Source organism: Pseudoduganella umbonata (assembly GCF_014192225.1).
Lineage (GTDB): Bacteria > Pseudomonadota > Gammaproteobacteria > Burkholderiales > Burkholderiaceae_D > Rugamonas > Rugamonas umbonata.
In genome coordinates, this window is sequence record NZ_JACHXS010000004.1 from 95,867 (window position 1) to 109,395 (window position 13,529).

Here is a 13,529-nt window from a genome sequence, read left to right on the forward strand (position 1 = left end):
ACCATTACCACCGTAGCGGCAGTACGCCCTTGCAACGTGAATTCCGCCGAGGACGCCGCACGGCTTGCCGTTGAGCAAATCTAGAGACCGTTGACGACCGGGCACGCCGGTGCGGACATGTCTGCAACCGCGCTCTGGCTGACCAGGCAATAGTCGGGCGGCGTTCCCGGAACTGTGACATCATGCTTGGCCGCTGCCGTTGCTAGCCATTAAACACTGCTTTCCCGTTTCCATGATCCAATCCGCCAAGCTCGCCGAGCGCACGCGTTCCGAAACCCGCCTTCAGGCGCTTTTCGAGCAGGCACCCGTCAGCATCCAGATCCTTGCCACTGACGGGCGCACCTTGCGCGTCAATCGGGCATGGGAAGACCTGTGGGAGATCCGCGCAGGCACAGCCCTGATGGACTACGTCCTCAGCGCCGAGTACAACGTGCTGACGGATGCGCAAGTGCAAGCCGGCGGTATCACGCCCTATCTCGCGCGTGCCTTTGCCGGCGAATCAGTCCAGATTCCCCCAATCCGCTATGACGTCGCTGTGCTGGGCGGCGCCGGACCTGCGCGCTGGGTATCGGCGCGTGCACATCCAGTCAAGGACGGCGATGGCACCGTGCTCGAAGTCATGCTGATGCACGAGGATATTACCGAGCGGATCGAGGCCGAGACCGCACTGCGCATCCGCGAGGAACGCTTCCGCCTGCTCGTGATGGCGACGTCGCAAATCGTCTGGACCAATACGCCAGACGGACGCGTGCTGGAGGACTCGCCCTCGTGGCGCGCCTTCACGGGCCAGACCTATGAGGAATGGCGCGAGTTCGGTTGGCTCGACGCGTTGCATCCGGACGATCGCGCCGGGACCATCGCCCTGTGGACCCGTTGCGTCGCTACCCAATCCGTGTTCGACACCCGTTACCGGTTGCGCCGGGCCGATGGCCAGTACCGGTGGATGGCCGTCAACGGCCTGCCGATCGCCGATGCCCTCGGCGGCATCCGCGAGTGGATCGGTGCCAATACAGATATTCACGACCGCGTGATGGCCGAGACGGAACTGGCCCGGCGCCTGGAGCAGGAAAAACGCAACTCGGCCCTGCTGGCCAAGGTGGCGCAAGCCTCCCGCATCCTGCACACGGCACTGTCACGCAAGGAAATCGCCGACGCCCTGGTGGTGCAGGTGCGCGACATCCTGCAGGTGCACCAGGCAGTGGTGTCGCTGACAGAAGGTGACACCTGGCTGCAGGCGATCAATGCGGTGTCGCTGTCGGACAAGTACGCGCGCTACCGGGACTATGCAGTCAACACGGACGGCACCGGCATTTACGCGGAGGTGTGCCGCACCAACCAGGTGATGCGGCTGACGCAGGCAGAACTGACAGCGCACCCGGCGTGGAAGGGCTTCGGCAGCCACGCCGGCAGCCACCCGCCGATGCGGGGCTGGTTGGCTGTACCGCTGATTGACCGCACCGGCCGGAATATCGGCCTGATCCAGGCGTCCGACAAGACGGATGGCGAATTCACGGTCGAGGACGAGTCAATCCTGATGCAATTGGCTTCCCTGGCCGCCAACAGCTTCGAGAACGCGCGCCTGTACTGCTCGCTGCAGGAACAGGACAGGCGCAAAGACGAATTCCTGGCCATGCTGGCGCACGAACTGCGCAACCCCCTCGCACCGATCTCGTCCGCTGCGGACATGCTGCGCCTGGGCAGCGCCAGCGAGGAACGGGTGCGCCGGGCCAGCGACGTCATCAACCGGCAGGTACGGCACATGACGTCGCTGGTGGATGACCTGCTCGACGTGTCACGCGTCACGCGTGGCCTGATCGAACTCGATCGCGAACCGGTCGACGTGATGGCCATCCTGACCAGCGCGGTCGAGCAGTCACTGCCCCTGATCGATGCCCGCGGCCATGCCTTGGCGGTCAATGGTGCCGTGCCGGGCGCCCAGGTGCTGGGCGACTACCACCGGCTGGTGCAAGTGCTCGTCAACCTGCTCAATAATGCCGCCAAGTACACCCCGCGCGGCGGCCGGATCACGCTGACCGTGGCGCGCAACGGCCACACCGTCGACATGGTTGTGGCCGACAACGGCATCGGCCTGGACGACGACCTGCTGCCCCATGTGTTCGAGCTGTTTACGCAAGGGAAGCGTTCTCCCGACCGGACCTTGGGCGGCCTGGGCATCGGCCTCGCCCTGGTGCGCAATATCGTCACCATGCACGGTGGCACGGTCAGCGCCCGCAGCGAAGGCGCAGGCACTGGGAGTACCTTTACCGTCACCCTGGACCTGATCGACGGCGCCACGCCGCCGCGCTAGTACACGCTGCACGGGTGCAGTGCATCCGGCTGCGGCAGAAATGTCACGCAGCCGACAAAGATAACGATCTGCCACTCTGACAGATGCCAACCTGCTCGCATTTATTCAAGCTGAAGTGCCGTCGCACCAGCCCCCTGCATTAATGCCATCCACCGATGCCGCATCTACCAATCGGATTTGCGGCCCTCGTATGAAAGCATGTCGCCACATCGTTGCATGCGACGATGTGCACGTGATGCCACCGCAGATGTGGCCCTGTTTCGACCCTCATCAAACTCAAAGGTTAGCAGGGCGGGCTCGTTGCCAGCCAGGAGGTCGGCCTGCCACACGGTACTGTCTCACCTGGCGGTGGCACATGAACCCGAGCACCGGGCCTCAATGCGCAGCAAGCCAGCTGAGTGCAAATCGCTCGGCCTGTCGAAAAGCGGCCTGTGCAGCGCCGAGTTGATCAGGGCCGCTTTGATCCACAAAAAAGACGCCAGAGGCTACCTCACCGGCGTCGTCGCGCACCCGCAAGGTCCAGCCGGCCGGCAGATCAGGGGGATTTGCTGCGATCTCGACGTTGTATTTGCTTGTAGTGTTCATTGTTCGTAACCTCTGCTGCAGATTGCCCCGGGCCACGTTGTACCCAAGAGCAATTAACGATTCTTGTCGAAAAAGACGGAAAAGAAAAGGCTAATGCCGCCGAAATCCTCACGACTGCCAAGAATCTAGGCGTGATACCGAAAACGATTACGGGGTTCTATCAAAAATCTGATAACCCATGTGTTGAATAGGCGGCTACGGTAGTGTCGAGCTATCGGATCGCACTTGATGAGGAGGTTAAAGGTAAAACAGAGGAAGCAGCATACTGGATGAAGAAGTACGACCGTGAATTCGAACAACTCAAAAGGCGAGTGCGTAAACCAGCGCTAACGACCAGGTAGGAGCTCTGCTGCGGGAACACTTAGACTTGAACTGAAACCCTAACGCCGAGACTGCGCCTGACTCGTTGCCAGTAGAAACATTGCTAATGTTCCCGCAAGATTTACCGCTAGCTCTGCGTGCCGTGCCGCAGGCTTGACTGCCGCTTTCACCTTCCCGTGAGAGTCACCGAGCCTATTCCTAAGCGCCCCTAACCCTTCCACTACTGCTGTACAGCCACCGAGTATTTGCTTAAACACGGGTTCCGAATGCTGGGATGGCGCAATGTTAAGCAGTTCTGCCGCCTGCCGGTACAACTTGTTCATGTCCGGAGTTTCGTCGCACTTTCCGTTGCGCTCTTCAATAATGTGTTTGCACACCGACTCAAGCAACGTGCGAGCCATTGTTATCGCCCCTTCCGGATCGTCTCCTCGCCGCTCAAGCGCCTTGTGCCACGCCTCCATCACATGTGCGGAATCGAACAGCGCAATTACACTCGAAATGACCGCATCGGATGGTGCCGCGTCAACACGTTCTGCTTGTTCAAGCAACGGACTAAACTCATCCCACAGATACCGACGACGTTCCGCGTACGTAGGAAATTTGAACTTGATGAACTGCCAGAATTGGGACAGATCCCTGCAAGTTCGCAAGAACGTCGGTGCTGCTTTCCCTAGCGAACTCCCGTCCTTGATAACGATAGCTCGAAGTTCCTTGTACTCCTTTTCATCCGCCCCGCCGCCGGTAGCATGGTCCACAAGTAAATCCTGCAGGACCTCTATTTTTTCGATCAGCGACAAGTTGGCGAACATGGCAGCACGGGTATCAAGGTAAGCCGCCATTGTAGCTCATCAATTCACTGCATACAGATTGCACACGCGGCCAAAGTAACCCTACTCCCTACTGATAATTAGGTCCACTCCATCATCGGACATACCATCGCCTGAATCGGACGTTACTTGCCAAACGCTCTTGCTAAAATGCGCGCTCGGAACTCCGCCGGCCGCTTGCTCCGCTCCCGCGACGGCTTCAATGCGCCGCTCGGCGCGCGGCTCAGTCGACGCGGCCCCAACTTCGCCAGCGTGGGCAAAGGCCTACAAAACGAGGGTTGCATGACATTGGCTACGGATCAGGATCAACACGGGCGCGGGACATCCCCCACGGTATCGCGGTTCGCCTCCCTGCGCGACGCGGTGATGGACCACTGGGAGCAGCAAGTGCGCGAGCGCATCGAGGGCGCCAAGGATTTGGCAGGCCCGGTGCTGACCAACACCCTTCCCGCTTTTTTCGACAACATTGCGCAGGCGCTCAGCGCGACGCATCCCAGGCGCATCGGATCGAGCGGCACCAACCTTGCCACCGCGCATGGCCGGGAGCGCGCTCGCATGACGCCCTATGCGCCAGACCACCTCATCCATGAACATCAGATCCTGCGCGAGTCGATCGCGGCGCTCACTGATGGGCGGGTCGCGCTTGGACTGAAGGATTGGGATATTATCGACAGCTCCATTAACGCCGCGATGCGGGAGTCTTGCGCGCCTTCATGGACATCAAAGATGAGTCACGGCGCCGGACGGCCGCCGCGTTGTCCCATGACATGCGCACGCCGCTGTCGGTCATTGCCAATGGCGCTCAGCTTATCCGCATGTCTCTCCAGGAGGAGGTAGCCCGCCGGGCCGCCGCCGCGATCGGTACCAACGCGTCCCGGCTCGGTGAAATGATCAGCGAGTTGCTCAACGCCCTGGCCTACCATGGCAGCGCCCAGATTCCACTGAGTTTGTCGCGGTTCGACATCGTCGACATGCTTAATGACCTCCAAAGGGAAAATTTCCGGTACGGCACAGACGGTGTCCAGGTCGACTTGAACGGTGGGTCGGTCTGGGGCTATTGGTGCCGCGGGTGCATGCGCCGCGTCGTGGAGAACCTTGTCAACAACGCGATCAAGTATGGCGACCAGCGGCCCATTACGATCGCGACCAGGGAGTCACGAGGGCGGCTCATGCTAAGTGTGCACAACGAGGGGAACCCAATTCCAGAATCTCGGCACAACCATATCTTCGAATACCTCAGTCGCGACGTGCAGACGGCCTCTGTGCCAGGCTGGGGCATCGGCCTGCATTTCGTTCGCGCGGTCGCGGAAAGCCACGGTGGCAGCGTCTCGGTCGACAGCTCCGCCGAGACCGGCACGACATTCTTGATCGACGTTCCTGTCGACTGCCGCCCCTTCGTCCCCTCTTGAGTGGCCAAATCGCGCAACGACATCCGTACGGGGAATTGGCCAATAGCGACTGGGCCCCGGGTCGCCATTGCGATGTCGTTGCGCTCATTACTGGAGCGCAGTTGCCAGGGGCTCCTAATCAGGTCGCGGGTAGCGCCGCGTTGGCGAGGCATCCTGTGCCGGGGCTTTTTCCGCCACCGGGACAGGCGCCACCAATGCGTCGGGCGTTGCGCCCAGGGTCTGCAACATGATTTCCAATTTGCCCGCGCCTTCCGACGTCAGCCGTTGCGGTGCCTGGATAGCGTTGCTCTGCCGATAATCGCCGAACACCCGTATCAGGTCGTGCAAGATGCTGCTGATACGGATACCCTCATTCAGCGCCAGGAACTGGATTCGATCGGGCCCCTGCGCTTCGGTCCAGACGCCGCCGTCAATCGACAGCACCTCCCCGTTTTCGTTGCGGGCAATCTGGGGCGCGTGGTGCAAGGCCACGACTTCCCATTGGCGGTTGTAGACCGGCGATCCGGACGAACCACTGTTCGTGTCCGCCTCATAGACCAGTACCGTCGATCGTTCGTCGCGCTCGATCAGGCGATTCTCGTTCAGCACGACCTGCTTTTCCTTGCCGAGCGGGTGCTGGATGATGAACACCGGCTCGCCCCGTGCAACCTTGCCCAGTTCCGCCGTCAGGCGATTGTAGCCATAGTCTGTGACCGCGACCTTCCCATCGACGCTGCGTGGCGCCAGCGCCACCAGCACGTAATCGAGTTCGTTCCACGGGCTCGCCAGCAGCAGCGTCTCGGGATCCAGGCGAAACGTCGCCATCGGTGCGTACGAGCCATCGAAGCGCTGCTCGAAGTCGAAGACCACGGTCGACCCGTGCACGATCACGTCCAGCGATTCGCCACCGATGTCCGACCAGTCGAGCACGTGGGCATTGGTCAGCAGGAGCCCGGGGCCCACCAGGAAGCCGGTGCCGTTCATCTGCACGCCGGCCGGCGACCTGGCCTGCACCTGCGCGACGGTGCGCCGCAAATCCGCGCCGCGCTGCAGGAACCACACCGGCAGGAAGTCCGCATCGTTGACGACGCGTTCCAGCTGGTTCTGTGCCCTGGCGCTGAGCTGGCTGACATCCGGCTGCTCGCGCAACTCCTGCGCCACTTCACCGTCGAAGGCGGAAGCAGTGAGCGCAGACTGCACCAACCGCTTGGCACGCATCGATGTCACCGGTGGGTCAAGCAATCGCACGGTACGACTGGCAATATGCTTGTGGGTCTGGGCCCGCGTGCCGGCCTTGCCATCCAAGCGGGCGCTGGCTTGCTCATAGACGGGACGCAGCCTGTTCATGGCGCCCTCAGAAGGCAACGATGTCGCTGACGGCATCCAGGCGCCGGCGGCCGCCCTCCTCCATCGCTTCGAGTCCTGGCCGCGCCGTCATCGCAACTTCCGACGGCAACAAGGCACTGAAATCCAGTCCCGTGCGCGCGATGATTTCGCCGACCGAGACCTGCCACGTCGACGGATTGAAACGCTCCAGGCCACCCAGCAGGCCTTCCTGCCCCAGCAGGAAGGCTGATACCGTCAATGCACCATCGTCGCCGACATAGGCCGCGATCTTCCAGAAATGCCGCGGCAGGCGAATGCCCCGGTACAGTGGATCTTCTTCGGTCATGACCGGTCCCGTGAAGATGGTCAAGCGACGACGCAGTCCTGTTGCCACGCCGAGCAGGTAATCCTCGATGCCCAGCCACGTCTCGCTGTTCTGGTTGAAGTCCGCATGCTGGGGCGAGCAATTCGTGAAGTGGAAGGTGTCGTTGTTCGCCTGCAGGGCCTCGACGCCCCAGGCGGGATCCAAACGGCGTACCAGGTGGCCACGATCGAGGGCATTGCGGGCATACAGTGCTTCGCCGATCTGCTCCGATTCGGCGATACGCGGATCGAAATACCACGTATCGCGATCACGTTTGGGTTGCTTCGCCTGGGCGCCATCGATGTTGACCGCCGTGTAATAGGCCAGCTGGCGGCGGCGATTCATGACAATGGAAAAATGGTGGTACGGGAGTACCGCAGCATCCTGCCCCTCGCCGGCCCGCGCATTCTTGGCTGCGTTGCGCCGCTGTTCCTCGTCAAGGACCGGCAATGGCACCGGCACTCCCAGGAATTGCGGATCATAGCCACGGCGCGCGGCGTAATCCGGATCGATGTCGACGCGCTCCAGGCCGTCCGGAACGGGTACTTCCGTTGGCGTGGAAAGTACCGGGATAGCAGTGGTGATCGCGTCGCCGAGCGACACGGTAATCGTGAGGGGAATGTGGACCTGGACAGAACTCATGAACGCTCCGTAGCTTGGAAAGGAACCGCTGGCCTATCGTAAACGGCCGGTATGTCAGCAGCATGTCAACGCGTCAATCCAGGCTGGCGGACATCGCCAGGTTCGACGCGACATGGATGGGGTGAGATTGTAGGCGACTGTTGCGTTGCGCACGGTTTCCGGACGTCGCGCACCACGCGCGATTGGGCAGACGGCAGCCCAAGCGCCGACGCTTGCACCGCGAGCCGGTTTTTGACGCGCGATGCCACGGGCCATTGCCTTTGCCGACATGAAGACTCGGTCACGGCAGCACTGATCGCCTGTCAGATGAGACTACCGTCATGTCCAATCGAAACGTACTCCTGCACCCGGCCCATTTCTCTACACTTCATGCGCGAATCGTTCATCCACGACCAGAGCATATTTCCATGAAACCACGACATAACAAGGACACCGCGCAGCTCATCGACACATCGATCGACGTCATGGGGTCCTGCGGCATCTACGTTGCTGCCCGAATGCTGTGCGAATGCGGCGTACCGCTTGAAACGGTCTGGCGTGTATTGCGCCACCTGGGTCAGCGTCGTCCTCGAAGATCACCGAGCAATCTTCATTGATGCGGCGCGAGCACCCCAGTGGGGCCAGCCCGCACGGCCGGCCTGAACACCGGATGATCGCGGGAAGCGACAAGCAGTCGTATAATTACTACCAGTACTCAGCCGAGCGCGCGTGATCGCGCTTCTCGGGCACCAGACCGCCTCAGACGAAGATATGGCAGCCAACAAAATACTGATCGTCGATGACAATGCGGACGCCGCAGACATGACTGCGGAAGCCTTGCGACTGTTCGGACTAAACGTGGAAGTCGCTTATGGCGGGCCCGAGGGACTGGCCACGGCAAAGGCCATCGCACCCAGCGTGATTTTTCTGGATATCGGCATGCCGCAGCTGGATGGCTATCAGGTCGCCACGGCGCTGCGGGCCGATGAGAAGATGTCCGGCGTCAAACTGATCGCCCTGACCGCATGGGGTGACGCCGCGTCACGAGAAAAAAGCAAGGCGGCAGGTTTCGATGCCCACATCACCAAACCTGCCGACTTTTCGGATCTGGTCGCGCTGGTCAGCTGAAATGCGCAAGCGCAGCGTGCGCTCCACGGGGAGCAGTCCGCTCTAGTTGCCCCGGAGCCGACGCCGGAACAGGCGCTGCATTATATGACCGTCCGCAGCGCCAGCCTATCGGCACATCACATCCGATCGAGCTGACGGCCGCGCTGCAGCTATGTCAAAACGTCGACCGATGCCAGCTTGTTCGTTATTCCCCGCAATCGCCTGACGCAGACGTCTTGGTGCAAAACGCGCGATCAGGATCGGTCCCGTGCGTGGCGCTGCCGCGCCGGCACAGGCACAGGCACGCGACATCGTGCCCCGAACTGGAACCTGCGTCCGTGGTGAGCAGCCCGGATTCTCGGCCGGGTGGTGGCGCCATTGCCACGCGCGTGCTGCGCGCGCTTCTTCGTTCACGCTTGATGGTCAAGCTGCCGTCAACTGCGCAGGTATACGTCGGCACCTTGGCTGAACAAACTAGATTTTACTCAGCGCTAACGTGTTGCAGTCACCGTGACTATCGGTTAGGGTACGCCCCCACATGTCAAATAAGCAACTTTCAAATGAATAGTCGTAAAGACGTGCTGACAGCGCAGCACCTGCAGGTTGGTCTTGTTTATAAAGAAATGCTGGGCACGTCCGAAGCTGAAGCGTACCTGCGCTCTGTCGGAATTGCACCGCACCTGATCAATCGATTACTGTATTCGGATGACCACCGGCAGATTCAGCAGACCACAACTGGTCGACCCAATGACAGAAACGACGCTGGACAGTAGTCTCGAAAACCATCCGTCTCGACTTGATCGATTGAGAATTACTCAGCAGCGTCCTATCGCGTACGTCGCTCCAATGCGATGCGCTACAGCGCTTCCGCGATAGTGAGCGTGCATTTTTCACCTGCATTGACCACCATCCCAAGCTTAAGGGCAAAGTCATACCGCACGCACGGTGCACGTCTCGGCAATGCGCTCAATCTCAACAGTACCCTCGGAAGGCAATACCGACGGAGCCCACTCTGTGTGCTGCCCTGCGCGCACGATGGCGCCAATCGTGAAATGCGCACTTGACGACCAGGAACCGAGAGCGCAACCGCACCGCGACCACAGCCCGCGCACCTCTTCTCTGGGTACAGGCTGCCTATCACAAGGCTGCCAGCTGGTAGACCGCTTGCACAAGAAGGCGACGTGCGCAGGGCGTCACTGGCGACAGGACGCATTGATTTTCACCGGTAAACGCCGCCCCTTCCCGTCCCAGCAATAGCGTTGCATGGCCGCCACGAACCAACGCAGGTACGCAGAACAATTGCCGCAAGGAACTGTTCATGGTAACGTGCTGGTTCAGCTAACTATGGCCCTGCCCCTGTCTGTCCAACGAGATCCGTGAGCTGCCGGCCCCCATCATTTCGCTGGCTTGGCCATCTTCCATTTGATCATCCTGCAAGCAAGGCCTGCGCGCCGCGCTTGCGACACGAGGCCGCCCATCATGATCCGCGAACGCACCGCAAGCAGAGAACCGCTTCTCCATATGGCATGGTCTATCAATGCGGACGGCGTGTGCGCATCCCCGCTGGAGTGGTGCTCCGGGATGCTGCCCGACATGACTGGCCAAGCACTCGTGGACTGGCTGGCTGCCGTCGCGGTCACGAACGCTGCAGCCGTGGCAAGCGAACTCGCTGAGGTGCTGGCCCGGCACCAGCCCTTCGAGTGCGCGTTGCAGGTCGCGTGCCGCGACGGCCAACGTCGGCACGTGCTGGTCACCGGCCTGCCCCGGCCGGAGGGCGGCTATGCCGGCGCACTGGTTGACGTGACCGAACGCCACGATGCACTGGAAGAAGCCACGCGCCGCGCGGCCACGCTGCGGCTCATGGTCGACAATGCGACCGACCTGGTCGGCTACTGCGGACTGGACGGGCGCTATATCGACGTCTCGTCGTCCTTCACGCGCACCCTGGGGTGGACAAGAGAACAGCTGGTCGGGCAACCCGCGATCGACTTCGTGCACCCGGACGACCACGCCCATGCGAACGACGACATGGGCCGCATCCTGGCTGGCGAGACCAGGTCGGACGCCATCGAACTTCGCAAGCGCGATACCCGTGGCCACTATCTGACCCTGGCATCGAAGACCCGGATGGTCATCGACCCCGCGAGCGGCGAAAGTCTGGGAGCCGTGTTCGTGTCGCGCGATATCGCGCGAGAAAAAGAAATGGTGCAGCGCTTGGAACGCATGGCCGAGCAGAACCGTACGCTCCTCGAGAGCATCAACGACGGCTTCTTCTCGGTCAATCCGGCGTGGGAAATCGTCTACGCCAACCATCGCGCGGCGGCCTTCGTTGGCGTCGAGCGCGACAGCGCCATCGGCAAGGTCGTGTGGGACGTTGCGACGGGCCTGGCTGAATCCATCGTCGGTGAGCAACTGCGCAAGGCCATGGCATGCCGCGAAAGCGCCAGTTTCGAAGCATTCTATGAACCGGTCGGTGTCTGGGTCAGCGAGCGGATTTATGCGCACGAGGAAGGCCTGTCGGTGTTCTTCCACGACATCTCCGAGCGCGTGGCCGCCGAACAGCAGATCCGCGACAGCGAGCGGCGCTTCCGGGAAACAATCCGGATCACGCCCGCCGGGTACATGCTCGTCAACGGCGCCGGTATCGTCGAGGACATCAATCCCGCGCTATGCCAGCTGTCTGGCTATTCGCGCGAGGAACTGGTCGGCAATCCGGTGGCGACAATCCTGGTGGGCGGCGCGACCAGTGCGGCATTGAATATCTGCCACACTGGCACCCGTGAACATGCCATCGAGACCGTGCTGCGGCATCGCCAGGGGCATCGCATCGTCGCTCTGGTCAACCAGACCATCGAACTGGATGCGCAAGGCCACGCACGCTCGCTGACGGCTTTTATTACCGACATCACCGAGCGCAAGCACGCCGAGGCGCAGCTGGAGATACTGGCCACGCGCGACACGCTGACAGGCTTGCCGAACCGCACCTGGATCAACCGGCGCGTGTCCGATATGCTGGGTCGGAACCCCGGTGCTACAACGCTGTTCTTCATCGATCTGAACCGGTTCAAGGAAGTCAACGATTCGTTGGGTCACGCCACCGGCGACCGCCTGCTTCAACAGGTCGGCCGGCGCTTGCAATCATGCATGCGTCCGGGCGACGCGGTGGCCCGGCTGGGCGGCGATGAATTCGTGGTCGCGGCGAACTGCAAGGGCCGGGACGCGGCGGCGGCCATTGCGCAGCGCCTGCTCGCCTCGATGGACCAGCCATTCGATGCCGACGGCATGGAAATGCGCGTCGGTGCATCGATTGGCATCAGCCAGGCCGGTGCCGACGTCACATCGACCGAAGAACTGTTCCAGAAGGCCGATACCGCCATGTACAAGGCCAAGGCGCTGGGCGATGGCTCGTTCCAGTTTTTCGAACCGGTCATGTGCCAGGAGGCCAAGCGCCGCCTGCAGTTGGAGGCGGCACTGCATCGTGCGCTGGAACAGCGCCAGTTTACCCTGCACTACCAGCCGCGCGTCGATTTACGCTCGCTGCGTACGCTCGGCGTCGAAGCGCTGCTGCGCTGGCAGCATCCCGAGTTCGGCAGCATTCCGCCGCTGGAGTTCATTCCGCTGGCCGAGGAGCGCGGCCAGATCGGCACCATTGGCTGCTGGGTACTGAACGCCGCGTGTCACGACGTGAAGTCCCTCAATGACCGCTACGGCCTGGCATTGCACGTGTCGGTCAATGTCTCAGCGAGGCAGTTGCGCTCGCCCGACCTGATCGAACAGGTACGAGCGGCCCTGGCCGAATCCGGCTTGCCGGCAGCGGCACTGGAACTGGAATTGACCGAAAGCGCGCTGATCGAGGATCTCGACCAGTCCGTACAAGTGCTGCAAGGTTTGAAGGCATTGGGCGTGCGCCTGTCGATCGACGATTTCGGCACAGGCTATTCCAGCCTGTCCTACCTGAAGCGCCTGCCGATCGACGTACTGAAGCTGGACCGCTCGTTCGTGGCCGAAAATCCGGCCGGCGATGATTTCCTGCGCTCGCTCGTCAACATGGCGCATGTGCTCAAGTTGTCTGTGGTCGCCGAAGGAATCGAGCATCGCGCGGCGATGGAAGCGCTGCGCGACGCCCTTTGCGATGAAGGCCAGGGATATCTGTTCGCCCGGCCGATGCCGCTGGCAGCACTGGAGACGTTCTTGACGCAAGAACATGCCTCTCGCACTGACGGCCAGTAAGACTGGATTTACTTCGACACTCGCCTTGCGCGCCGCACTATGCGCACTGTCATTCGTCTTCATCAACTTGCTCGGTGTCATGCTGATGCCGTGTGCCACCTTCGCGTCCTTCAAGAATCTCCAATACGATCCACACGACGGCAGTTGCCAACCCCAGGACTATCAGGACGCCAAAGACTTCTGTCTGGGTCAGCATGTCCGGATCACGCCGCACTGGGTCAAGCCGGGTACGTCGGCACGTCGGCTTGCCGGGGTGAACTCGCCGATTGGGGTAAACGTCGATATCGACCGAGCGTCGGACACAGGCCCCTGCCCTGCCAAGTCCACGTTGAAGTATTCGGGATGAACCCATCGGGCACTGTGCGTGTCCGTCCTTGGCGACATGGCCAACGTATCAAGGCTTTCCGGCGGCACTGTTGCGGCAAAATTCAATTGAACCAATCCTTTATCAA

11 protein-coding genes are annotated in these 13,529 nt (G+C 61.4%); 6 read left to right on the forward strand and 5 right to left on the reverse strand.

Features of this window, described 5'->3' with window-relative positions; translation table 11 throughout:
* Positions 1-232 precede the first annotated feature (232 nt).
* Positions 233-2,308, forward strand: coding sequence for a PAS domain-containing sensor histidine kinase (locus FHS02_RS12285; RefSeq protein WP_137311984.1), 2,076 nt, complete (start codon positions 233-235; stop codon positions 2,306-2,308).
* 375 nt (positions 2,309-2,683) lie between these two features.
* Here the strand turns inward: FHS02_RS12285 and FHS02_RS12290 are convergent, their stop codons facing one another.
* Together FHS02_RS12290 and FHS02_RS12295 are read right to left on the reverse strand one after the other, a co-directional pair.
* Positions 2,684-2,893: a hypothetical protein gene (locus tag FHS02_RS12290; RefSeq protein ID WP_137311983.1), complete on the reverse strand. Its 210-nt coding sequence runs from the start codon at positions 2,891-2,893 to the stop codon at positions 2,684-2,686.
* A gap of 380 nt (positions 2,894-3,273) precedes the next feature.
* The gene (locus FHS02_RS12295; RefSeq protein WP_217496877.1) at positions 3,274-4,053 is read right to left on the reverse strand and encodes an abortive infection family protein; all 780 of its coding nucleotides are present in this window, start codon (positions 4,051-4,053) and stop codon (positions 3,274-3,276) included.
* Positions 4,054-4,323: 270 nt separating this feature from the next.
* On the opposite strand from FHS02_RS12295, the gene FHS02_RS31520 reads away from it, so the two are divergent.
* Together FHS02_RS31520 and FHS02_RS12300 are read left to right on the forward strand one after the other, a co-directional pair.
* A complete protein-coding gene (locus FHS02_RS31520) occupies positions 4,324-4,878 on the forward strand; it encodes a hypothetical protein (protein ID WP_175424651.1) in 555 nt (184 codons plus the stop codon).
* Positions 4,761-5,450, forward strand: coding sequence for a sensor histidine kinase (locus FHS02_RS12300; RefSeq protein ID WP_371870570.1), 690 nt, complete (start codon positions 4,761-4,763; stop codon positions 5,448-5,450). Before FHS02_RS31520 ends, FHS02_RS12300 begins: the two co-directional genes overlap by 118 nt.
* A gap of 114 nt (positions 5,451-5,564) precedes the next feature.
* Here FHS02_RS12300 and FHS02_RS12305 read toward each other — a convergent pair whose 3' ends face one another.
* Positions 5,565-6,776 (reverse strand): trypsin-like serine peptidase, encoded by a 1,212-nt coding sequence (locus FHS02_RS12305; RefSeq protein WP_175424649.1) that lies wholly within the window; start codon positions 6,774-6,776, stop codon positions 5,565-5,567.
* A 7-nt stretch (positions 6,777-6,783) separates the two neighbouring features.
* Positions 6,784-7,722 (reverse strand): DNA/RNA non-specific endonuclease, encoded by a 939-nt coding sequence (locus FHS02_RS12310; RefSeq protein WP_217496876.1) that lies wholly within the window; start codon positions 7,720-7,722, stop codon positions 6,784-6,786.
* A gap of 747 nt (positions 7,723-8,469) precedes the next feature.
* Between FHS02_RS12310 and FHS02_RS12315 the strand changes: the two genes are divergently transcribed.
* From FHS02_RS12315 to FHS02_RS12325, 3 genes are all read left to right on the forward strand, one after another.
* Positions 8,470-8,868: a response regulator gene (locus FHS02_RS12315; RefSeq protein ID WP_229422450.1), complete on the forward strand. Its 399-nt coding sequence runs from the start codon at positions 8,470-8,472 to the stop codon at positions 8,866-8,868.
* Positions 8,869-9,407: 539 nt separating this feature from the next.
* Positions 9,408-9,620: a hypothetical protein gene (locus tag FHS02_RS12320; RefSeq protein ID WP_137311979.1), complete on the forward strand. Its 213-nt coding sequence runs from the start codon at positions 9,408-9,410 to the stop codon at positions 9,618-9,620.
* A gap of 706 nt (positions 9,621-10,326) precedes the next feature.
* Complete coding sequence (locus tag FHS02_RS12325) at positions 10,327-13,077, forward strand: sensor domain-containing protein (RefSeq protein WP_137311978.1); 2,751 nt, start codon at positions 10,327-10,329, stop codon at positions 13,075-13,077.
* Positions 13,078-13,126: 49 nt separating this feature from the next.
* On the opposite strand, the gene FHS02_RS12330 is transcribed toward FHS02_RS12325, so the two are convergent.
* A complete protein-coding gene (locus FHS02_RS12330; protein ID WP_175424648.1) occupies positions 13,127-13,273 on the reverse strand; it encodes a hypothetical protein in 147 nt (48 codons plus the stop codon).
* Positions 13,274-13,529: the final 256 nt, after the last annotated feature.